Annotated in this window: 21 protein-coding genes and 1 tRNA gene; 11 read left to right on the top strand and 11 right to left on the bottom strand. The window is 63.7% G+C overall.

Translation table 11 applies throughout. The annotated features are described in order from the left end of the window. Positions 1–31 precede the first annotated feature (31 nt). A complete protein-coding gene (locus RX329_RS05250) occupies positions 32–1255 on the top strand; it encodes an ABC transporter substrate-binding protein (protein WP_317245534.1) in 1224 nt (407 codons plus the stop codon). A gap of 231 nt (positions 1256–1486) precedes the next feature. On the opposite strand, the gene RX329_RS05245 is transcribed toward RX329_RS05250, so the two are convergent. Continuing rightward, positions 1487–3049 (bottom strand): adenylate/guanylate cyclase domain-containing protein, encoded by a 1563-nt coding sequence (locus RX329_RS05245; protein WP_085350683.1) that lies wholly within the window; start codon positions 3047–3049, stop codon positions 1487–1489. Between the two features lie 178 nt (positions 3050–3227). Between RX329_RS05245 and RX329_RS05240 the strand changes: the two genes are divergently transcribed. After that, on the top strand, positions 3228–4319 hold the full coding sequence (locus RX329_RS05240) for an enolase C-terminal domain-like protein (protein WP_085350815.1): 1092 nt from the start codon (positions 3228–3230) through the stop codon (positions 4317–4319). Positions 4320–4387: 68 nt separating this feature from the next. On the opposite strand, the gene RX329_RS05235 is transcribed toward RX329_RS05240, so the two are convergent. The 4 genes from RX329_RS05235 to RX329_RS05220 form a co-directional block, all read right to left on the bottom strand. Next, a complete protein-coding gene (locus RX329_RS05235) occupies positions 4388–4810 on the bottom strand; it encodes a RidA family protein (protein ID WP_085361225.1) in 423 nt (140 codons plus the stop codon). Positions 4811–4877: 67 nt separating this feature from the next. After that, positions 4878–5111: a hypothetical protein gene (locus RX329_RS05230; RefSeq protein WP_162496402.1), complete on the bottom strand. Its 234-nt coding sequence runs from the start codon at positions 5109–5111 to the stop codon at positions 4878–4880. A gap of 94 nt (positions 5112–5205) precedes the next feature. Beyond that, positions 5206–5466 carry a hypothetical protein gene (locus tag RX329_RS05225; protein WP_018453352.1) on the bottom strand — a complete coding sequence of 87 codons (261 nt, stop codon included), beginning with the start codon at positions 5464–5466 and terminating at the stop codon, positions 5206–5208. Beyond that, the gene (locus tag RX329_RS05220; RefSeq protein ID WP_018453351.1) at positions 5463–5948 is read right to left on the bottom strand and encodes an L-2-amino-thiazoline-4-carboxylic acid hydrolase; all 486 of its coding nucleotides are present in this window, start codon (positions 5946–5948) and stop codon (positions 5463–5465) included. The genes RX329_RS05225 and RX329_RS05220 overlap by 4 nt, the downstream gene beginning before the upstream one ends. Before the next feature lie 216 nt (positions 5949–6164). On the opposite strand from RX329_RS05220, the gene RX329_RS05215 reads away from it, so the two are divergent. Then, on the top strand, positions 6165–6689 hold the full coding sequence (locus RX329_RS05215; protein WP_085361224.1) for a nuclear transport factor 2 family protein: 525 nt from the start codon (positions 6165–6167) through the stop codon (positions 6687–6689). A 188-nt stretch (positions 6690–6877) separates the two neighbouring features. On the opposite strand, the gene RX329_RS05210 is transcribed toward RX329_RS05215, so the two are convergent. Together RX329_RS05210 and cpdR are read right to left on the bottom strand one after the other, a co-directional pair. Next, a tRNA-Val gene (locus tag RX329_RS05210) sits at positions 6878–6952 on the bottom strand. Between the two features lie 73 nt (positions 6953–7025). Continuing rightward, on the bottom strand, positions 7026–7385 hold the full coding sequence (gene cpdR, locus RX329_RS05205) for a cell cycle two-component system response regulator CpdR (protein WP_007597092.1): 360 nt from the start codon (positions 7383–7385) through the stop codon (positions 7026–7028). A 363-nt stretch (positions 7386–7748) separates the two neighbouring features. On the opposite strand from cpdR, the gene RX329_RS05200 reads away from it, so the two are divergent. The 3 genes from RX329_RS05200 to RX329_RS05190 all read left to right on the top strand — a co-directional run bounded on the left by RX329_RS05200 (position 7749) and on the right by RX329_RS05190 (position 10941). Further along, entirely contained in the window at positions 7749–8639 is an 891-nt protein-coding gene (locus RX329_RS05200) for an N-formylglutamate amidohydrolase (RefSeq protein ID WP_018453348.1), read from the top strand. A 536-nt stretch (positions 8640–9175) separates the two neighbouring features. After that, positions 9176–9958, top strand: a complete 783-nt coding sequence (gene hisN, locus RX329_RS05195) for a histidinol-phosphatase (RefSeq protein ID WP_018453346.1) — start codon at positions 9176–9178, stop codon at positions 9956–9958. Between the two features lie 17 nt (positions 9959–9975). Continuing rightward, positions 9976–10941 (top strand): Bug family tripartite tricarboxylate transporter substrate binding protein, encoded by a 966-nt coding sequence (locus tag RX329_RS05190; protein ID WP_085361223.1) that lies wholly within the window; start codon positions 9976–9978, stop codon positions 10939–10941. A 42-nt stretch (positions 10942–10983) separates the two neighbouring features. On the opposite strand, the gene RX329_RS05185 is transcribed toward RX329_RS05190, so the two are convergent. Further along, positions 10984–11874, bottom strand: coding sequence for a LysR substrate-binding domain-containing protein (locus RX329_RS05185; protein WP_317245533.1), 891 nt, complete (start codon positions 11872–11874; stop codon positions 10984–10986). An 89-nt stretch (positions 11875–11963) separates the two neighbouring features. On the opposite strand from RX329_RS05185, the gene RX329_RS05180 reads away from it, so the two are divergent. Then, entirely contained in the window at positions 11964–12716 is a 753-nt protein-coding gene (locus RX329_RS05180) for a sulfite exporter TauE/SafE family protein (RefSeq protein ID WP_018453343.1), read from the top strand. A gap of 6 nt (positions 12717–12722) precedes the next feature. Here the strand turns inward: RX329_RS05180 and RX329_RS05175 are convergent, their stop codons facing one another. Then, positions 12723–13355, bottom strand: a complete 633-nt coding sequence (locus RX329_RS05175) for a LysE family translocator (protein WP_085361290.1) — start codon at positions 13353–13355, stop codon at positions 12723–12725. A 245-nt stretch (positions 13356–13600) separates the two neighbouring features. On the opposite strand from RX329_RS05175, the gene RX329_RS05170 reads away from it, so the two are divergent. Together RX329_RS05170 and RX329_RS05165 are read left to right on the top strand one after the other, a co-directional pair. Next, on the top strand, positions 13601–15397 hold the full coding sequence (locus RX329_RS05170; RefSeq protein WP_162496403.1) for an adenylate/guanylate cyclase domain-containing protein: 1797 nt from the start codon (positions 13601–13603) through the stop codon (positions 15395–15397). 174 nt (positions 15398–15571) lie between these two features. Beyond that, a complete protein-coding gene (locus tag RX329_RS05165; RefSeq protein ID WP_317245532.1) occupies positions 15572–18337 on the top strand; it encodes a di-heme-cytochrome C peroxidase in 2766 nt (921 codons plus the stop codon). 79 nt (positions 18338–18416) lie between these two features. Here RX329_RS05165 and RX329_RS05160 read toward each other — a convergent pair whose 3' ends face one another. After that, a complete protein-coding gene (locus tag RX329_RS05160; protein WP_018453339.1) occupies positions 18417–19364 on the bottom strand; it encodes an alpha/beta fold hydrolase in 948 nt (315 codons plus the stop codon). Between the two features lie 219 nt (positions 19365–19583). Between RX329_RS05160 and RX329_RS05155 the strand changes: the two genes are divergently transcribed. Continuing rightward, positions 19584–20045 carry an Hsp20 family protein gene (locus RX329_RS05155; RefSeq protein WP_007597127.1) on the top strand — a complete coding sequence of 154 codons (462 nt, stop codon included), beginning with the start codon at positions 19584–19586 and terminating at the stop codon, positions 20043–20045. Positions 20046–20361: 316 nt separating this feature from the next. After that, positions 20362–21132, top strand: coding sequence for an alpha/beta fold hydrolase (locus tag RX329_RS05150; protein WP_085350691.1), 771 nt, complete (start codon positions 20362–20364; stop codon positions 21130–21132). A gap of 241 nt (positions 21133–21373) precedes the next feature. Here RX329_RS05150 and RX329_RS05145 read toward each other — a convergent pair whose 3' ends face one another. Next, a complete protein-coding gene (locus tag RX329_RS05145; RefSeq protein ID WP_018453336.1) occupies positions 21374–22123 on the bottom strand; it encodes a hypothetical protein in 750 nt (249 codons plus the stop codon). Positions 22124–22372 lie beyond the last annotated feature (249 nt).

Raw genomic sequence — 22372 nt, 5'->3', positions numbered from 1 at the left:
TCGATGAGGGGCCAACGTCAAGGTATCGGGCATGCGCGTCTCCGGCAGGATGCTGTTCGTGTTGATGGTTGCCCTGGCATCGCTCGGGGCGATGTCGCAGGAGCGCGCCGCTCAACCCACCGCCGACAACGAAATCCGTATCGGCAATGTCATGCCGTATTCGGGACCGCTGTCCGAATTCGGCGCCATCGGCCAGGCGGAAGCGGCCTATTTCGACATGGTCAACGCGCGCGGCGGCATCAACGGCCGCAAGATCCGCTTCATCACGCGCGATGACAATTCCGATCCGACGACCGCGCTGGAGCTGACGCGCAATCTGGTCGAGACGGACGACGTGCATTTGATGTTCGGATCGTTCGGCACGCCCGGTAATCTCGCCACGCGCTGGTATCTGAACGCGAAGAAGATCCCACAACTGTTCGTCGCCTCCGGCGACGAGGAGCTGAGCCAGGCCAAGGCGTTTCCCTGGACCATGGGCTGGCAGCCGTCGTTCCGGTCGGAGGGGCGCATCTACGCCAACTATCTCCAGGCCTATTATCCCAGGAAGAAGATCGTGGTGCTCTGGCAGAACGACCAGTTCGGGCGTGCGCTTCTCAAGGGCATGGAGGAAGGTCTTGGCGATCTGAACCGTCTCGTCCTCGTCGACATCGCCTTCGACATTGCCGATGAGCATCTCGACGGACACGTCTCGATCCTCAAGCGCGCCGGCGCCGATATCTTCGTCTTTCTCGGTGTACCGTCGACGGCGTCCAAGGTGATCAAGCTGGCGGCGGCAATGAAATGGCGCCCGGTCTTCATCGTCAACGACGCCTCCGCCTCGAGCGCCAATGCGATGGCGCCCGCAGGCCTGGAGAATTCCTCCGGCGTGATCTCGGCGGCCTTTCTGAAGGACCCGAGCGATCCCGCATGGAAGGACGATCCCGCCATGAAGGACTGGTTCACTTTCATGGACAAATACCATCACGACGAAAGCACCAACAGCAGCGCCGCGCTCTATGGCTACGCCGCGGCAGAGGCGCTGACGCAGGTGCTGAAGCAATGCGGCGACGACCTCTCGCGCGAGAACATCATGCGTCAGGCGGCTTCGCTGAGGAATTATCAGCCTTCGGTCGCCCTGCCCAACATCAGGATGAACACCTCGCCGAACAGCTACCTGCCGATCCGGCAGATGCGGCTGGTCCAGTTCGACGGCCGCTCCTGGCAACCCTTCGGCGACGTGATCGAAACCGCCTTCACGGAAGGCGCGGCGCGGTGAGTTGACTCGGGCCCACCTATTGCTGGGCTACCCCTCTCCCCCGCCCTCCCCCACAAGGGGGAGGGAGCCGAGCGGAGAACGGAGCAGCGTCGCACCATGATCGACTTTCCGCGAAGTTGGACAAAGTCGCCACGTTAAAGATGTGTTTCCCTCCCTCCTTGTGGGGGAGGGCTAGGGAGGGGGTGCCACACGGCACACTCTCTCAATGAGAGACGGCAACGCGCGTGCTCCTCACGCCGGGTTCAGAGAGGCCAGCGCATTCTCCAGCAGCGAGCGCACCCGCGCCGCGTCGCCGGATTTGACCACGGCGGGGTCGAGATACAGCTCCAGCCCCGGCGCTCGCTCGGTGATGATCCCGCTCCTTTCGGCGGCCGCGTCGTTCAGCGCGTCGACCGAATAGGGAATGATTTCGCGGCTGATGCCCTTCATCGTGATCGCGGGCAGCGCGTGGGCGCGGACGATGTCGCTGACCAGCGCGAAGGTCTCGTAGCTCAGCACGATGCCGCCGGGCTCGGCGATCGATTGCAGGCGCGCGGCGAGGTTCGCCTCCGCGCCGATGATGGTGTAGTCCATGCGATCGCTGCTGCCGAAATTGCCGACATTGCAATAGCCGGAATTGATGCCCATGCGGGCCTTGAACGGCAGCTCGATGCCGGAGGCGCGCCATTTCGCATTGAGCTCGGTGAGCCGGTGCTGCATGCGCCAGGCCATCTGGAGACAGGCCTGCGCGTCGGCGCGGTCGCCTTTGGTCTCGGGGTCGCCGAAGAAGATCAGCATGGCATCCCCGATGAACTTGTCGATGGTGCCGCCAAATTCGTGGGCGACCGCCGACATCTCGGTGAAATATTCGTTGAGGAGCTGGGTCAGCAACTCCGGCTGCAGCCGCTCCGCCGTCGCGGTGAAATTCTGGATGTCGGAGAAGAAGATGGTGAGCTTCTTGCGCTCGGTGTGGATGGTAACGTCCTTCTGGCCGGAGAAGATGCTCTTGTAGACCTGCGGCGGGATGTAGCGCGAGATTTTCATCGATAGCGAAGCCAGGAAGTCGTTGGTGGATTCGAGCTCCTTGTTCATGCCCTTGATGCGGCTCGCCTGGCGGCGCTGCAGCGAGAGGAACGACAGGCCGCTGCCGGCGGCGATCAGGAAATAGGCCAACAGGAACTTGAACGAGAAGATGTTGGCGGCGATCGGCTGGGCGATGATCACCTCCTGGATGCCTCTGACGTCACCGACCTTCCAGTCCTTCTTCGGGCTCTCGGGGTGACTGTTGTGGCAGCTGACGCAGGCCGGGCCCATCGTCACCGGAGCGATCAGCCGGACCTTGTCGTTGAACAGCGAGGTCTCGGTCTCGACGATCTTCTGCTCGGGATCGTTGCGAAGCGATTCGAGCGCGGCCTTCTCGAACTTGTCGAGCTGGTGCGGGGCGCGGTTCTGGAACGGGAAGTCCGAGACGAAACGGTAGGTGATGTTTTCCTGCTGCGCCCCGATCACCCGCCCTAGCTCCAGCGACAATGTCGCCGGGATCGGGATCGCGCCGGGGATGGATTCGTAGTTGTGAATCACCCTGGTCGTACCGTTCGGATTGGCGATGATGCGCCCGACCACGTTGGTCGCGTAGTAGCTGCGCACGCTCGTGATCACCGAATTCAGGTCGATCGCCTGCCGGCGCAGCGCGGTCTTGCTGAGTTCGGTCAGGTCCAGCCACACCGCGAGCGGCAGGGCGAGCAGCAGGAAGGCGATCGCGGCACCGGTCAGGATGCCGCTCTTGCGCTGTTCTTCGGAGATCTCTTGCTTCACTCTTTGGCTCCGTGATGAGCGTTCTTGTCTCGAACTCGGGGGATTTGCGGAACAGAGCCAATAAACGCGCTCCCGCGCAACCCCATTTTATGGTGGTCGCGCCAAGCGGCTTTTCGTTTCATGGCGAATGTTTAAGATCGGCATTAATCTGCATTCACTCCGCCAGGAGATCCACCAAATGACCGAGACCATCTGCATCAAGCGCTTCAATGCGCGCTCCGTCATCGTGCCGATGAACCTCCCGCTCCAGACCTCGACCGGGGCTGTCGCAAAGGCACCGCTGGTGCTGATCGACTGCGAGACCGACCAGGGCGTCCAGGGGCACGCCTATCTGTTCTCGATCACGCCATCGGCCTTGAAGCCGTTGACGGCGATGGTCGCGGAAATGTCGGAGCTGCTTGCGGGCGACGAGCTGCTACCGTTCGAGATCGAGCGCAAGCTGACCCAGCGCTTCACCCTGCTGGGGCTCGCCGGCCTGCAGCGGCTGGCACAATCCGGCATCGACATGGCGGCATGGGACGCACTGGCGCGCGCACGCGGCCTGCCGCTAGCGCGGCTGCTCGGCGGCGCGCCGAGACCGGTCAGGGCCTACAATTCGAAGGGGCTCGGCATCATGCCGGCGGGTGCCGCGGTGGAGGAAGCCCACAAGCTGCTGGCCGAGGGCTTTCAGGCCGCAAAGATCCGCGTCGGCCGTCCCGATGCACGGGAAGACCTGAAGGTGGTGCGCGCGGTGCGCAAGGCCGTCGGCGACGACGTGACCTTGATGTGCGACTATAACCAGGCGCTGACGGCCACCGAGGCGATCCGCCGTGGCGAGATGCTCGACGATGAGGGCCTGACCTGGATCGAGGAGCCGATCCGTCACGACGATTATGAGGGTAACGCCCGCATCGCGGATGCGCTGCGCACGCCGGTCCAGATCGGCGAGAATTTCGACAGCGCCTTCGCGATGCAGACCGCGCTCTCAGCGGAAGCCTGCGACTACGTGATGCCCGACGTGCAGCGCATCGGCGGCGTCACCGGCTGGCTGCGCGCCGCCGCGCTGGCGCATGCCGCCGGGATCGAGATGTCGACGCATCTGTTCTCGGAAGTCAGCGCGCATCTTTTGTGCGTGACGCCGACCGCGCATTGGCTCGAATATGTCGACTGGGCCGACGCAGTGCTTTCAACGCGGCTGATCATCAAGGACGGCTTTGCCCTGCCGAACGAGGAGCCCGGCAACGGGATCGCGTGGGACGAGGCTGCGGTGAAGAAGTATCTGGTCGAATAGACCGCGTGTCGTCGCGACGTATCGAAGTGCGAACGTCGAAGCTGACGATCAGCGAACGGCATGCCTTCCTACGACCGAACAGCGGCAATCATACTCAGCTCGACCGGTGCACCCCGCGGCAACTCGGCGACGCCGACAGATGTACGCGTGTGACGACCGCGATCGCCTAGGCGCTCGATCAACCGGTCGGAAGCGCCGTTCATGACTTGCGATTGCTGAGTGAATCCAGGGGCCGAGGCGATGTATCCAACGAGCTGCAAGACGTGGACGATCTTGTCCTCTCCACCTGTTGCGTGATTGATGGCCGAAATGCAGAGATCTGCGCAGAGGGCTGCCGCCCCCTGTGCGGCGGCGACATCGACACCTGCGCCGACCTTGCCTGAGTACAGCAGCTCTTCGCCGCGACGCGGCAACTGACCACTGACATACGCAATTCCACTATGGATGATGACGGGCAAGTAGTTGCCGCCTGGTTTGTTCACGCTGCTCATCTCGATAACCTGCCTTCATTTCTCGCTGGCGTGGGTGGGCGGACAATGGCAGGCGGGGAGTCGCGGATCAAGCTGCGCATTGCACCGAGGTGGTGCACGATAACGATCCCTCATGACCACATGGCGCCTTCATTCGCACATCCGCGTCGTCGCGATCGGCGGCGAGGATCGAGTTCGGCGAGAGCTGGCAGGCCGCGCTGGTGCGTAAGTTCCACGAGGAGCTCGGTATCGGAATCTCCATCGTGAAGGCGATGAGCTGAACACGTTGCTGCTTCCACATCGTCATTGCGAGCGCGGCCAAGCAATCCAGAATCCCTCCGCGGAAACAGTCTGGATTGCTTCGTTGCGCTCGCAATGACGGAGTGTGAGACAGCAGCGCTGCATGACTAGCTACGCTACCAAACCTCCGCGCCGGGAATCTTCCTGCGCACCGCGATGCGCTGGATCCAGATGCAGCGGCGGATGGATCTGTTGGAGCGGCCGACGGCCGAGATGCCCTCGCCGGCCTGAAGCAGCGGCGCCACGCTTTCGCGCAATGCGCGGCAGCGCTGCAGTTCGGCCTGCCAGTCGATGACCGCAGCAGCGGCGCGCGACGACATCAGCGCCAGCACCATCAGGGCAACATAGCTCGCCCGCATCACCCGCATTCCCTTCATTTTGATCCGCGCTCGTCGCGCCAGTAGCGGAAATCGCAATGGGACGCGCCTTGCATGATGGTTTGCGTGCGCGTGAGCCTGACGTCGGCGCCAAATCCATCAGCGGTCGCGAAGTCGGCGGTGCAGACCAGCAGGAAACCGAGCTCCGGCTCGCCCAGCGCCTTGTAGAACTCGGCATAGGCGCATCGCGTCACGTCGAACGCAAAGGCGTCCTGGGTCTGCTCGATGATGTCATAGGCGAGCGCGTCGTCTCGGGCATAGGTCTTGAACGCCGACGCGACGGCCTTGCCGAGATCGGCTTCGTTGTTCGTGCTGTTCTTTGCCTTCCAGAATTCCTCGCCGAAGCCGCGATAGAGGTCGCCAAGCGCCTTGCGCACCAATGCATTGGCGCGCGCCTCGCCGAGTTCGGCCTGCAACGCCTTAACCAGGGGCACCAGCACCTGCGCCTGGATCTTTGCCTGCTCGATGACGGACACGCTCATGGGCAACCTTCATCCGGGTTACTTCACACCACAAGACGATAACTCAACTCGCTGCTCGCGGCGAGGGTTTGCTTGCCTGGTCCCGTGGCATCCGGAAGTCTACGTTTCCGTGATGTCGGGGTCATCGCCGATCGTGCAATCCTGAAAACATCGACCTGGCCACAATGGTATGACGCTCACCATTCAAATTCCGCCGGCAAATGACCAGAGGTGACCATGATCCGACCCAAAATGCCTTCAGGCAATTTCACGCCACGAGTGTTTTCACGGCGCCCTCAAGTTGCGGCGTTTGCCGCAGCGCTGTTTCTCGCCGCAACGTTCTGGCCGGCCGGAGGCGCGCAGGCTGCCGCAAATGATGCCGAAGCAGGAACCATCTTCGAGAAATTCATCGCGGCGCAGAATGCGCATGATGCGGACGCCATGAAGGCCATGCTCCTGAATTCACCCGGAACGCTGTTGTTTGCCAGAAACATCGAGACGCGCGGTCGCGATGAGGTCGCCGAACGCTTCAAGACCTATTACGAGGGCACCTGGCACCTCGAACCCGACATGTCGAAATTCCGCGTCGCCGTGATCTCGAACGAGATCATGCAGATCCTCGTGCCGATCGTCTTTACGCGCGGCCTTCCGGGCAAGCCGCCACAACAAAATACGTTTCTGATCAGCCAGACCTACGTTCAGGATGCGGACGGCTGGCACGTCGCCTCAATCCTTCCGGTCGCGAATACGGAACTGAAATAGGGGATTTAGTGGCTGTGTGTCGGCGCAGGAGGCTGCCGCTCCAGTCCGTGTCCGCTCTTCGAGCTACGCCGGACACGCTTCGCCAAAATGAGATTGGTGGCTTCCGAGCCGAAGCTCGCGGCGGCAGCCCGCCTGCGCCCGTTGGGCTTCGGCGTGGCATCCTTCACTCGGCTATCGCGAGCGAAGGATGGTGGGCGCGACAGGGATCGAACCTGTGACCCCTACCATGTCAAGGTAGTGCTCTCCCGCTGAGCTACGCGCCCTAGATGTCTCTAGATCGGGTCGGGTCCCTATAACGGCTCACGGGAGCCGGTGCAAGGACGGAAGGGGGCCGATTTAGGCCGCCAGCATCTTGTTCACTTCGCTGACCAATTCGCGCAAATGCACGGGCTTGGACAGCACCTTGGCGTTCTTGGGGGCATCCGAATCGGAGTTCAGGGCGACCGCGGCGAAGCCCGTGATGAACATGATCTTGATGTCGGGGTCGAGTTCCGAGGCCCGGCGGGCGAGTTCGATGCCGTCCATCTCCGGCATCACGATGTCGGTGAGCAGCATCTCGAACGGCTCTTCCCGCAGCCGCTGATAGGCGGCCATGCCGTTATCGTGGGACGAGACCTGAAAACCGGCGTTTTCCAGCGCCTTGACCAGGAAACGGCGCATGTCGTTGTCGTCTTCGGCGAGCAGGATCTTTGGCATGGCGGAAATGTCGAATCCCCAGAGGATATCAGCGGAGGTCACTAAGCCCGACGGAGGGTAAATTTGGGGTGAAAATCTTTACCCTCCGCAGCTCGCGCTGCCGGACTCTTGTGAACCGGAATACGGCACGAAGCAATCGAGCCGTACCTGCCGGTCCCCACCCGCTGCCCGCAGGGTTAAGACATGTTCCAGCGCAGATCGCATCTTTTCGCTTGGCAGGATGGTTGCGATTCCGGACAATGACGACACATAAGGGCCGCCCGATCGGCCGAATCAATGCGCCAAGGGCGAAGCCTGATACCGAGAGGCGGAGCCTGATTGCCAAGGGGCGAAGCCTGACACCAAGGGACGAAGCCTGAGAAGATGACCCGGTTTGACGGCGACAAGTCGCCAGCCTTCGAGATCGTTGAGCCCGCGCAATGGCGCGCGCCGGTTATCTTCAACTCGCCCCATTCCGGCTCGACCTATCCGGACGAATTCCTCAGCGCCTCCAGGATCGACCTGCCGACGCTGCGGCGTTCCGAAGATTCCTTCATGGACGAGTTGATCGGCCATCTCAGCGAGCGCGGCTTTCCGACCGTGCGGGTCAACTTTCCCCGCTCCTATGTCGACGTCAATCGCGAGCCCTACGAGCTCGATCCCCGGATGTTCACCGGGCGCCTGCCGAGCTTTGCCAACACCCGCTCAATGCGGGTCGCCGGCGGACTTGGCACCATTCCGCGCGTGGTCGGCGACGGCCAGGAGATCTATCGCGAGCGCATCCTGGTCGACGACGCACTGGGGCGGATCGAGACGCTGTACAAGCCCTATCATCGCGCGCTGCGCCGGCTGATCAACAAGGTGCACCAGATGTTCGGCACCGTCGTGCTGGTCGACTGCCATTCGATGCCCTCGGTCGGCGTCTCCCGCGACGAGCCGCGCCGGCCCGACATCGTCATCGGCGACCGCTACGGCACGAGCTGCACGCCGCTATTGCCCGACCGGGTCGAGGAGACCATGGCCGGCCTCGGCTATTCGATCGGCCGCAACAAGCCCTACGCCGGCGGCTTCATCACCGAGCATTACGGTAACCCGGCCAGTGGCCTGCATGCCGTGCAGCTCGAGCTCAACCGCGCAATCTACATGGACGAGCGGCGGCGCGAGCGCAGTCCGCGCTTTGCACAAGTGGCGTCGGACTTCGGCGTGCTCGCAGACGTGCTGGCGACCACGGTCCCGTTCGGCGATCTCGGCCCGTTCCAGGCCGCGGCTGAATAGGCGCGACGTTTTCTTCGAACAATTGTGTTGGGTGCGATCAGCGCGAATGCGTTTCGCGGCGAGCATCGAAATGAAAGCCGATGCCGAGAGAAAGCAGAGGCTGAAAGAAAAAAGGGCCGCTTCTAATGAAGAAGCGGCCCAAGTCTAGGGAGGAAACGCCCAAGGAGGGCAGCAGTAACGCGAGAAGCGCTACCGCACCGCAACAATATGCGGCCGCGCCGCACAAAGTGCAAGGGCTTTCGAGCGGTTTCCCATGCAATGAGGACATAGCTCGGTTGCTTCTAGAGAAACCCGGATTCAGTTCCTTTGATAAGGAAATTCAATGGGTTGATAGTCATTTGCATACGAACGAGGCAGATCCGGAACTAAGGTTTCAACTCAATGATCGATTTTTGGCCGGCCTAGTTCTTTGAAGGGGGGACGCATCCGGCATCCAAAATACCAGGGTGCAAAAGCAAGACAGCGCTGCACGATTCTTCCGATTTGAGCTAGGCAGGAGTGAGCTTCACCCGACTTTCGCTTTTTGAGGATACGCCGTGACGGTGATCGATTTCTCCGCCTTCATCGGACGGCTCGCCACCGCCTCCGGCGAAACCATCCTACCGTTCTTCCGCACCTCGCTGTCGATCGAGGACAAGAGCAAGACCAAGGATTTCGACCCCGTGACCGAGGCCGATCGCGCCGCGGAGGCGGTGATGCGGCGTCTGATCAAGGCCAACTTTCCCCAGCACGGCATCGTCGGCGAGGAATTCGGCAACGAGCGCGAGGATTCGGACTATGTCTGGGTGCTCGACCCCATCGACGGCACCAAATCCTTCATCGGCGGCTTTCCGATCTGGGGCACGCTGATCGCGCTCCTGCACAAGGGCACGCCGGTCTACGGCATGATGCACCAGCCCTTCATCGGCGAACGCTTTTCCGGCGACAGCGGCTCGGCTCATTATAAAGGCCCGTCCGGCGAGCGCCGGCTCCAGGTCCGGCGCTGCGCCTTGCTGTCGGAGGCGACGACCTACACCACCAGCCCGCTGCTGATGAGCGAGCGCGACCGCGCCATCTTCGGCCGCATCGAAACGGGCGCGCGGCTGTCGCGCTATGGCGGCGACTGCTACTCCTATTGCATGCTGGCGGCAGGTCACGTCGATCTCGTGGTCGAGACCGAGCTGAAGCCTTACGACATCGCAGCCCTGATCCCGATCGTGACCGGTGCCGGCGGCGTCGTCACCACCTGGGAAGGCAAGCCGGCCCAGGGCGGCGGCCGCATCGTCGCGGCCGGCGACGCCAGGGTTCACGAAGAAGCACTGAAACTGCTCAACGGCTAGGCGATCTAGGAGCCTGCATGACCAACCGGCGTACGCTCCTTCTCGCGGCCTTGCTTCTTTTTCCGACGCTCGCCTCCGCCCAGAATTTCCCGGCCAAGCCGATCAAGCTGATCGTGCCGTTTCCGGCCGGCGGCCCCAACGATATCATCGCGCGGGTGATCGGCCAGCGCATGTCGGAACTGTCAGGGCAGCCGGTGCTGATCGACAATCGCGGCGGCCAGGGTGGCGTGCTCGGCACCGATGCCGTCTCCAAGGCTGCACCTGACGGCTACACCATCGCGATCTCCAGCGCCGGCGCGCTGGCGATCAGCCCGAGCATGGAAAGGGTCGCCTACGATACGCTCAACGACCTCACGCCCGTGACGTTGGTCGCAACCGTGCCGGAAATGTTGGTGGTCGCCACCAACGTCCCCACAAAGGACATCGCGGAATTGATCGCGCTCGCCAAGGCGCAGCCGGGAAAACTCAACTTCGCCTCCTCCGGACCCGGCAGCCTGCCGCATCTCGCCGGTGAATTGTTCAAGCTGACGGCCAAGATCGACATCGTGCACGTGCCCTATCGCGGCGCGGCGCCCGCCGTGAACGATCTGCTGGGCCAGCAGGTGCAGATGACGTTCCTGGACCTCCCCGTGCTGCTGCCGCAGGTCAAGGCGGGCGCCCTGCGACCGATCGCGGTCGGCTCCGCCGAGCGTTCGCCGACGGCGCCTGACGTGCCGACCACCACAGAAGCGGGCTTTGCGGATCTGCGCATCGAGAACTGGTACGGCATGGTCGCGCCGAAGGGCACGCCGAAGGAGATCGTCACCGCGCTACATGATCTGGCCACGAAGGCGATGGCGGATCCGGCGGTGAAGGAAAAGCTCGCTGCCCAGGGCGCGACGCTGGTCGGCGATGAGCCGGAGCATTTTCGCACATTCATCGCGGACGAGACGAAGAAATGGGCGAAGGTGATCAAGGACGCTGGCGTGGAGACGGCGAAGTAGCTGCGTCTTAACCTCTTCTAAAGGGAGGGGAAATCCCAGAACTCACACCGCCGCAGACCGCAAATGCTCCACCAGCATCTTCGCCGGGCGCGGTAGTGTCTTGAAGCTTCGCGCGCAGATCACGAGTTTGCGGTTGGCCCAGCTATCGCGCAGGCGGACCATGGCGAGCGGCATCAGTTTTGCGCAGCGGCGGGCCGCGGCTTCGGGCACCAGCGCGACGCCGACATCGGCGGCGACCATCTGGCAGATCGCATCGAAGTCGCGCAAGCGTGCGCGGTAATGCGGCCGCATGCCGAGCCGGGCGGCGTGCTTTGAAATATGCACCTGAAGCGCGGTGGCGCTGGTGAGCCCGACGAAGTCGCAAGCGCCCGCCTCCTGGAAATCGATCGCGCGGCGGCCGGCGAACGGGCCGCGCCTAGACGTCACCAGCGTCAGGCGATCCTCGCTGAAGGCGAATCGCTCGATATGATCGGGCAGCGCGTGCTCGGCGGCGAAGCCGAGATCGGCCGCGCCCGCAGTGATCGCGGCCGCGATGTCGGTGCTCTCGCGCTCCTCGATGTCGATGGCAACGTCGCGATGCTCGCGCAGGAAGCCGGCGAGCGCCTTCGGCAGATGCTCCGAAAGCCCCGAGGTATTGGCGAGGAAGTGCACGCTGGCGCGCACGCCGCTGGCAAAGCCGGCGAGATCGCCGCGCATGTCGTCGATCTGGTGAATGACGAGACGGGCGTGATCGAGCAGGCTCTCGCCGGCCGAGGTCAACTCAACGCCGCGGCGCCCGCGCTTGAGCAGCGCGACGCCGAGCGCATCCTCCAGCCCCTTGATGCGCGCGCTGGCTGAGGCCAGCGCCAGATGCGACCGCTCCGCGCCGCGGGTGATGCTGCGCTGGTCGGCGACCGCGATGAACAGCTGGAGGTCGACGAGGTCGAAGCGCATCGGGGGTCCCTTCAGCCTTCGTTCGAAACGAAGGCTTTCTCCGTAAGCTACAGATTGTGCCGGCGCGCTGCATCGGTCAATGTGCAGATATGATCGACCCGCTCCTCATTCTCATCGCCGCCGTTTTCCTGATCGCCGGATTCGTCAAGGGCGTGGTCGGGCTCGGCCTGCCGACGGTCTCCATGGGCCTGCTCGCGGTGAGCATGGCGCCGAGCCGCGCGATCGCCATCGTGATCGTCCCCGCCATCGTCACCAACATCTGGCAGACCTTCGTCGGCCCCCATTTGCGCGATATCCTGAGGCGGCTGTGGCCGCTGATGATCGGCACCGTGATCGGGTGCTGGCTCAATGCCGGCGCGCTCACCGGCCCGCATGCGCGCTACGGCACGATCGTGCTCGGCGTGCTCCTGGTCATCTACGCGATCATCGGGCTGAACAAATTCCAGTTTCATGTTGCGCCAAAGAACGAGAAATGGGTCGGCGGCGTGGTCGGCGTGGTCACCGGCGTGATCTCGGCCTCGACCGGCGTGCAGGTGATCCCCTCGATGCCGTTCATGCAGGCGATCGGCATGGAGAAGGACGAGCTGGTGCAGGCGCTCGGCGTGTTTTTCACGACAGCGACACTGGCGCTCGCCTTCAATCTCACCGCGGGCGGATTGCTGACGCCGGCCAACGCGGTGCCGGGCGCCGTGGGCATGGCATGCGCGTTTGCCGGCATGTATATCGGCCAAACGGTGCGGGCGCGGATGCCGGCGGAAGCTTTTCGCCGCTGGTTCCTGATCGCGATGATCCTGCTCGGCCTCTATCTCGCCGGCAGCGCGCTGCTGAAGGAATTCGCGTAAAGGACGTTACCGCGTCTCCAGCATGGCGACGCGGATGCCGAGATAGATGAAGAGGCCGCCGAGGGCACGGTTGACCCAGGCGACCGCGCCTTCGGAGCTCCGCAAGCGGTGGGCGGCCCTTGCCGCGAACGCCGCCAGCACCAGGCACCACAGCGTTCCCGTGCAGATGAAGATCAGGCCAAGCGTCAGGAAGGCGAGCGGCTTGTGCGCCGAGTCGGCTGCGACGAATTGCGGCAGGAAGGCCAGGAAGAACAGCGCGACCTTGGGATTGAGCGCGTTCGTGAAGACGCCCTGGAGGAAGACCCGCCGCAACGAGCTTTGCACAGGCGCGTCGATGGCCGAGGCCAGTACCGGGCGCGACCACAGCATCTGAAGCCCGGTCACGACGAGATAGGCCGCTCCGACCAGCTTCAGGATCGAGAACGCGGTCGATGAGGCCATCAGCAGGGCCGAAAGGCCGATTGCCGCGCCCGCGACATGGAAAAAGCAGCCGCAACTGATGCCCAGCGCGGCCGCGGCGCCACCTCGCCAGCCCAGCTGCATGCTGCGGCCGATCACATAGACCGTATCAGGCCCCGGCGTGATGTTGAGCAGCACGCCCGACAGGACGAAGAGCCAGATTTCGTGAATGCCCAGCATGTGTGACGTGCCTCCGCCGCCCAACCGTAGCCCAAGAGGTCGGCTTAGTGCGTTCGCTCGTCCCCGTCCACTGCCGGATTGCCGAGGATTTACCTCGAATTTGCAATGCGGATCATACTTTCGCTCGGCCTCATCTGCTCTATAAGGAACGGGTTCTTTGAATGCGGGATTCGAGGCGACTGCCACGCCGTGGCCGGTCCTCGATCTCTTCCAAGTCTCTTGCAAGTCTCTTGGAGCTCCGGAATATGGAAAGACGTCTGGCCGCCATTGTCTGCGCCGATGTCGCCGGCTATTCGCGCATGATGGGCACCGATGAGGCCGGCACCCATGCCGCCTTCAAGGCCCATCGCAGCGCGATCCATCCCATCATCCTCAATCACGGCGGCCGCGTCGTCAAAAACACCGGCGACGGCTTCCTGCTGGAATTCCCCTCGATCGTCGGCGCCACCGAGGCCGCGATCGCGATGCAGACCCTGATGGCGGAGCGCAATCACCATCTGCCCGCCGATCGCGCCATGCAGTTCCGCCTCGGGATCCATATGGGTGACGTCATCGCCGACGAGGACGAGGTCTTCGGTGACGATGTCAACATTGCCGTCCGCCTCGAAGCCGTGGCGAGCCCCGGCGGCTTCGCCATCTCGGCCAAGGCCTACAAGGAGGCCAGCAAGCATCTCACCGTGCCGCTGGTCGATGCCGGCAACCACCGCTTCAAGAACATCAAGGATCCGATCGGGGTCTGGACCTGGACGCCTGAAGGTGCACCGGCGCTTGCGCCCGCGCTGAGGGAGGCATCCGCCCTCTCGCAGCAGTATCGCACCGCGATCGTCGGCGTGCTCCCTTTCGCCAATCTCAGCGACGCACAGGACGAGTATTTCTCCGACGGCCTGACCGAGGATCTGATCCACGCGCTGTCGCTGCAATCCTTCTATCGCGTGCTGAGCCGCAACTCGACGTTCGTGTTCAAGGGCAACAACGCCAGCACCCGCCTGATCGCGCGGGAGATCGACGCCACCTATCTGATCCAGGGTTCGGTGCGGCGTGCCGGAGCCAAGATCCGCGTGACCGCAGAGCTGATCGCGCCGGAGACCGGCGAGCAGCTCTGGACTGGCCGCTACGACCGCGACATCGGCGATCTCTTCGCGATGCAGGACGAGATCACCACCAACCTGTCCGCCGCCATCGCCACCGAGATCGTCCGGGCCGAAGCCTCGGCGCCGGCGCGGCTCTCGACCGACGTCACCGCCTGGGACCGCTTCCTCAAAGGACTGTCGCACTATTATCGGCAAACCAAGGAAGACCTGGCCATCGCCGTCGACCTGTTCCGGGAGGCCATCAGGCTCGAGCCCAAGCTGTCGATTGCGCACGCCTATCTCGCCACGATCCAGATCCAGAGCATCCAGTTCGGCTGGGTCAAGGGCACGCGCGAGATGTGGGCCGAGGCGATGAAGCTTGCCGAAACCAGCGTTCGGCTCGATCCGCGCTCGTCATTTGCGTTCTCGATCCTGTCCTGGACCCACGCGCTGGAGGGGCATTACGAGGCCGCGATGGACGCCGCCAAGCGCGCCGTCGCGCTCAACCCCTACGACAACGGCGCGCGCGGCGTGCTCGGCATCTGCCATTTCGTCATCGGCGAGCACCGCGAGGCGATCGAGCTGTTCTCGATGGCCGCACAGCGCGACAACAGCGATCCGCGCTACCAATGGGCCGCACTGAACGCCTTCAGCCATTATCTGCTGGGCCAATATGACGCGACTCTGTCATGGGCTCGAGAACAGCTCTACATCAACCCGAACCATTTGCAGGCGCTGGCAATCCGCGCCGCGGCGCTGGCGCAATTGGGACGCGGCGACGAGGCGGTCGAGGCGACCCGCGTGCTCATGGCTAACTACCCGACTCTCAATGTCGACCGCCATTTGCGCAATTTCCACTGGAAGCGGCCCGAGGACCTCGCCCATTACCGCGCCGGACTCTTGAATGCGGGCGTGCCGCTCGGCAAACTGACCCTGGTTTCGAGCGACGTCAAACGCGTCGCCGAATCCTGAGAGCCAGCCGCGGCCACGCGGCAATGTCCCCTCCGCCTTTATTGACACGACAGTGAATTCAGCCACACTCGGCTACACGCTGAAGTAGTATAACGTGTTGTCGGTTTGTCAGGACTTTCCGCGCTCTATCGCCGCGTCTGTATTTCACGATTCGCCGTTTTCAGGATTTGGGCCATGCATGACTCCGCTCCGAAGCCCTCCTTAGACCCTTCGATCCAGGTCTCCCCGAACAATCCCTGTCCATTCCTCCGCGGCCTCGTCGGCGAGGGGTTTGTTGACGGCAGAACCGTTCCGCTCGGCACGCTGTCGCAAACGATCGCGAATGCGAGCGGCGAGACCGGGCTGAAGAAGGTCTCGGCCCGCATCCAGGTCCGCGGCGTTGCGCTTATCGCCAACGGGCTCGGTCACATCCTGAAGAGCATATTTTCGGGCGCACAGCTCGACGCGTTGCGTGGCGGCCCTCTCGACAAGCGCGGTGCCGGCTCGCGCGTCCTCGGCGTCGACGGCAAGGTCGATGAGGACGAGCTTGCGCGGTTTGCGAGCTTCGGCCGGGACTACCGGGATCCGAACGGCGGCGGCTCTGAGCCCGGTCTCAACGCCTCCGAAATCGGCGTCTTCATGCGCGACAACCTCAAGCGCGCCGGCAGCGCCGCGCGCTGGTACTACCCCCTGCTGATGAAGTTCGAGTGGCCGATCCTCCTGAAGATCATGGGCAAGGGCGCGGGTGAGGACCGCTATCTCAGCGTGGCCGACGTGCGCACTCTGTTCAACGAGCGGCAATTCCCTGCTCGCATCAACCAGCGGCTGGTATCGCAGCCGGTGCTGTCCACCTGCCAGCGTGTGGTGCGGGGCGCCCTCAAGGTTGCGGCCCTGCTGCTCGCCCTCGGTCTCGCCTTGCTCGTTGCGGTCGCCGAATTTCCCGACCAGGTGCGCGCCATGCTGCCGCAAAAGGGAATTCTCGTGAATCTCCTGCCGCCACCCTTGCCCACGGTCCCGGAGACGAAGGCGGCCTTTTGGCTCGAACAGAATTGGTCGCTGAAGGACAGGCACTGGTTTCACCATGCCAGCCAGGGCACAGCGACCTTCCCGGTGCCCTATGAATGGTTCATGGCCCTGGAGCAGCCGCGCCTGCATCTGTTCTCGGCGCCGGGCATGATGACGGACGGCACCTATCTCGAGCGCTTCGGGTTCATCCCGAGCCCGCAGTCGATCCAGACTGACGCGACGTCACTGCGCCGCTTCGGCTATGCCAATGTCTACGAGACGACACAGGTGCCGGACTGGTCGACCAGGTGGACGCCGGCGGAGAACGTCGACGGCCTGCCGGTCGGCTTCGCACGGATGACCGGTGTCGTCGATCCCGCGACCGGCCGTCGCGAAGAGGACAAGATCGGGCTGACCTGCGCGGCCTGCCATACCGGCCAGATCCACTACCAGGGCGTGGACGTGCGTTTCGACGGCGGCCCGGCCATGACCGACCTGAAGAAGCTCGAGGTCTCCACCGGCCTGTCGATCGCCTACACGATTTACGTGCCGTTCCGCTTCCAGCGCTTCGCCGATCGCGTGCTCGGCCCCGATGCCAGCAAGGCTGACCGCGCCGCGCTCAAGCAGAAGCTCAGCGCGATCGGCAACTTCCTGATCGACTGGGCGCAAACCCAGCAAAAGACGATTGAAGGCAAGAAGACCTGGAACGGCAGGCAGCAGCAGGACACCGAGGAAGGGTTCGGTCGCCTCGACGCTCTCAATCGCATCGGCAATCAAGTTTTTTCGCAGGATCTCGCGCTGAGCGGGATCAAGGGATTCGAGAAGAACCTGCACGCCCAGGACGCGCCGGTCAGCTATCCCCCGATCTGGACCGTGCCCTGGTTCAAGTTCGCCCAGTACGACGCCTCGATCGAGCAGCCGCTGATCCGCAACGCCGGCGAAGCCCTCGGCGTGACGGCGCTGCTCAACCTGTCCGACGCCTACCCGGAGGACAGGCTGTGGCGCTCCTCGGTTCATATCAACACGCTCGGCTGGATCGAGGACATGCTCAGGGGGCCAGACCCGTTCAAGACGGCAGATCCCTCCACCGGCCCGAAGTTCGGCGGCCTGCTGGCGCCGAAATGGCCCTCGCAGATCCTTGGCGACAATTGGAGGCTCGATCAAAAGAAGGTCGACAATGGCCGCAAGATCTACGCCGAGATGTGCTCCGGATGCCATCTGCCGGCGATCGACACCCCGGCTTTCTGGTCGTCGGGACATTGGGAGCCGAGCGGCGACAGCAAGGTGCTGAACGCGGTGACGATCCCCCTCGACGAGATCAAGACGGATCCCGAACAGTCGCTCGTGCTCAGCAACAGGATCGTCGATCTGCCCGGCTTCCTGAAGGTGAATACGGCCGACCTCCAGAAATGGTGGCAATGCGACGTCTCGACCGCAAGCTCGCCGACCGAGATGGTTTATGCGCTCGGGTTGATGACGGTGGTGGATCTCGTCGCCCGCAAATGGATGGACGACGAGAAGACTCCGGACGCCGAGCGGTCGAAATTGTGGAATCTCGCGCGCAAGAACTGCCTCAATCCGGTGGGGGGAGCACGCTATCGGGCACGGCCGCTGAACGGCGTCTGGGCCACGGCACCCTATCTGCACAACGGTTCGGTGCCCTCTCTCTACTGGTTGCTGAAGCCTGCAAGCGAGCGCCCGCAAAAATTCTGCATGGGCCGCCGCGACTATGATCCCGTGACCGTCGGCTTTGCGGTCACCGCCAACGAGAAGTGCAAGACGGGTGAAACCGAGTTCTCGGCCGGGTCGGACAAGGATCCGATCCAGGGCAACAGCGTGCTCGGCCATTCCTTCGAGCGCAAGCCGGGCGAGGAAAAACGTCCCGGTGTCATCGGCCGCGTGTTCAAGGACGACAACGAGCGCTACGATCTGATCGAGTATCTGAAGACGCTGTAGTGGGTGATGCTACTTCCTCGTCATGGCCGGGCTTGTCCCGGCATGCCGGCGTGTGGTCGCAGGGCAGCATCGCCTCCCCTCACTTGAACAGCGGCGTGCCTGGCACGAAGGCGTCGAAGGCTGCCCAGAATTGGGAACGGTAGCGGTCCTGCTCCTGGAGAATCTCGTGCTTGGCACCGGCGATCACGAGATGGGAGCCTGCGCGCAAATGATAGGCGAACTCCTCGATCGCCGCGATCGAGACCACGGTGTCGCTGGAGGCCGCCAGCATCAGGATCGGCTGACGGATCTCGGACGGGTAGTTTTTGCCCTTGAAGGTGTTCATCGCGCGGAAGGCGGTATCGGCCCAGGCGACCGTTGGTGACGCGAGCCCGAGGGTCGGATCCTCCTCCAGGATTGCGGCATTGCGCGCATAGCGCACGGGGTCGCTGGTCAGCGGATTGTTGATGAAGGGATTGAGCCCGGTGATCTGGTCGCTGCCGCCGGGGACATAACGGCCGCCCATCCCCAGCACGCGCATCGTCTTCAGCAGAGCCCGCGCCGGAAACGAGGTGGCGCGGCCGGGGAGGTCGATCATCGGCGCAGACAGCACCATGCGGTCGAACCAGCGCTTGCCCGCATGCGCCACCCGCAGCATCACGGTGCCGCCCATGGAGTGGGCGAGCGCGAAGAAGGGCGGCGGGCAATCCGGCAGCACCACCTGCTGCACGAAGGTCTCGACGTCGATCTCGAAATCAGCGAAGTCGCGGACATAGCCCTTGCGCGGATCGCGCAGGCGGCGCGAGGAGTGGCCCTGCCCGCGCCAGTCGATCATCGCCACCGCAAAACCGCGGTCGCGCAGGTCGCGCACGGTCTCGAAATACTTCTCGATCTGCTCGCTGCGTCCGGTGAAGACGCAGACCGTGCCCTTGCGGTTCGCCGGCGGTGCCCAGCGCGCAAAGCGCAGCTCGACGCCATCAGGGGTCTTGATGGTGCCGCTGACGACGTCTTCGGGAACGGGATTGGACGGTATCGAGACCAGCGTCATGATGGGGAGGGCTTGGGCACGAAGAGCTGCAAATCAGGGGCGGGAGCGCCGAAAAGGCTGAGTATCCGCCCTCTTGAACGCCGTTCCCCTGAACCCATATCACCTTGGTGCAGGCCGCTACCAGTGTTTCGGAACCGGAACATCAGGCTGCACACAGACGAAAGCCCGGCCCGATTGGCGGGCGGGTTACTCAACAGTCGCTCAATGGAGGACTTGACCATGCGTACCTACGACCTGACCCCCTTCTACCGTTCCACCGTCGGCTTCGACCGTCTCTTCAACCTGCTCGACCAGGCCGGTTCGGACGGCAGCCCCGGTTATCCCCCCTACAATATCGAGCGTACCGGTGAGAACGATTACCGCATCACCGTTGCGGTTTCGGGCTTTGCCAAGGATGAGCTCTCCATCGTCGCGAAGGAAAACACGTTGACGATTAAGGGCGAGAAAGTCGCCAACGAGAACTCGAAGGCCGAAGTGCTGTACCGTGGCATCGCCGCGCGTGCCTTCGAGCGCGCCTTCCAGCTTGCCGACTTCGTGCAGGTGAAGAACGCCTCGCTCGAGAACGGGCTGCTTCACGTCGACCTCGTCCGTGAGATTCCCGAAGCGAAGAAGCCCCGCCAGATCGCGATCAACACCGGTGCGCAAGGCGCACAGGTGATCGAGAACTCGGTAGCCGCGTAAATCACGTCGGCCGCTTCCAGGTTGCGAAAACGCCCCGGTGCCCCGGGGCGTTTTTTTGTTGGGCTCTCCTCGTCCCGGCGAGAGCCGGGGAATCCTGCCGCGAGATCGATCAATCGTGCACGGAAGAAATACCGAACGACGGATCTGCCATACCTTACCAGAGAGGATGGTCTCGGTCGTCGCCGGGACGTCACCGATTGCTGAACGGCCGTGCTGGACTGTTGCGCCGCATCACAGAGCGGTGAAATGGCGTAACACCGCCGCCCCGCGCATCGTCTTTTGGATATCGAACCCAAAAACAAGACGGAGAACAATCATGACTTTCTGGCGCAGCCTTTTCGTCGCCGCGAGCCTGCTGGCGGCCCCTCTCAGCCTCGCTCACGCGCAGACGCCGCAGACCGTAAAGGCCAAGAACGTCGTGCTGGTGCACGGCGCCTGGGCCGACGGCTCGAGCTGGTCGGAAGTGATCCCGATCCTCCAGGCCGCAGGGCTCAACGTAACTGCCGTGCAAAATCCGCTGTCGTCGCTTGCGGATTCCGTCGAGGCGACCAAGCGCGTGCTGGCCGAACAGGATGGTCCGACCGTGCTGGTCGCGCATTCCTGGGGCGGCACCGTGATCAGCCAGGTCGGCACCGACCCGAAGGTCACCGGCCTCGTCTATGTCGCCGCCCGTGCGCCCGATGCCAACGAGGATTTTGTCGCGCTGTCGAAGCAGTTTCCGGCGGGACCGGCACGCGCCGGCGTCGTCGAGCGCGACGGCTACACCAAGCTGTCAGAAGACGCCTTCCTGAAGTACTTCGCCAATGGCGTTAAGCCGGAGCAGGCCAAGGAGCTCTACGCCGTGCAATGGCCGACGGCCGCCTCGATCTTCGCCGGTCGCACCACGGAGGCGGCATGGCATTCCAAGCCGAGCTGGTACGCGGTGTCGAAGGACGACTACACCATCAATCCCGATCTCGAACGCTTCCTCGCCAAGCGCATGAACGCAACCACGATCGAGCTCGACGCCGGCCATCTCTCGCTGGTGTCGCATCCGAAGGAGGTGGCGAATTTGATCCTGGAAGCGGCGGGATATGGCCGGAGCTGAGCCGCGCTTGTCATGGTTCAGAAGGCGCCTGAGTGCTGAGACGCCTTCTGTTTGCGCTAACTCTCTCCCCAACGTCATCCTGGCGAAGGCCAGGACCCATCACCACAGGGAGGAGTTTGGCGAATATTCGGAGTTCGGTACTCCCGCGTCACTCATATGATGCACCTCGCGGTATGGGTCCTGGCCTTCGCCAGGACGACACCGTTGGGGTGATGCGGGCCATCGCCTCAAACGCCCGCGCTTAGTCCAGCCCCTGTGCCGCCGGCATCTCCTGCGTAGGCAGGATAGTCGCGGCAGGCTTGACCTGACCTACGGTTGGCGCGGCGGCTTGCGGTGCGACCTCAGCGGGCTTGGACGGCACGGCGGCCGCGGTCTGCGTCACAGGTTGTGCCTGCGGCACCTGGGCCTGCGGCGTCGCAGGCTCGGCCGGCTTGGCGGGGACGCCCGGGGCCTCGCGCGGCGGAGCCGCCTTGGGCAGCGGCACGGAGCGGCTGGCGACATGCGGGATCGGGGCCGGAGGGCGGGGCGGACCACTGCGGACCATGGTCGGCGGCGGCAGCGCGCTTTGCGGGCGGTAAGGTGCAACCGCAGGCTGCTCGTAGCCGGGTGCCATGCCGTAGGCGTCGGCAGCCGGCATGAAGCGCAAAATCCTTCCGTCGCGGGCATCGATCACGAGCCGGCCGTCCTCCCCCCGGCGGTCAATCACCGCGATGGTGTAGACGCCGCCGCGCAGGCGCGGGATGCCCAGTGGAGAGAAGCCGTTCTCGCGCAGCACCGCGTAGACCTCGGTCGATGGCAGCAGCACCGGGGCCGGCCCGCGTTCTTCGTAGCCATAGCCGTAGCGCGGCGGCGGCGCGGCCTCCGACGGCGCATAGGGGGCGTCGAAATCCGAGACCGCGATCATCGCCCCTCGCGCTGGAACCTGCGCTTGAGCCGCGGTCGCGGCCAGCGCCAGCGTGGCGGCGGCCACACATCCTGTGAAAAACTTCATGGTCGAGACGCTCCTGTCAGGCCCCCGGATGGATCGCGCTCTTTCGCTTCTTGCGGCGTGGCGGGTCTTCCAAAGGGTTGATCCGAAGCTTCATTGGGGATTCCGGCGTCGGCAGGGCCGGATCAGGGCGCGTTTGCTTCAAAACCGGGGCCGCGCAACTTTTGGAAAGCGATTGATTGACATATGGGGAATCGGGACTTGCGCGCGCTTGTGTGATAGACAAAAATTTGGCAAGGTGATGGTTAGGAC

This window comes from Bradyrhizobium sp. BWC-3-1, from assembly GCF_032917965.1.
Classification (GTDB): domain Bacteria; phylum Pseudomonadota; class Alphaproteobacteria; order Rhizobiales; family Xanthobacteraceae; genus Bradyrhizobium; species Bradyrhizobium canariense_D.
The sequence above is the reverse complement of the archived record's forward strand: the minus strand, read 5'-3'. Positions and strand labels throughout refer to the sequence as shown.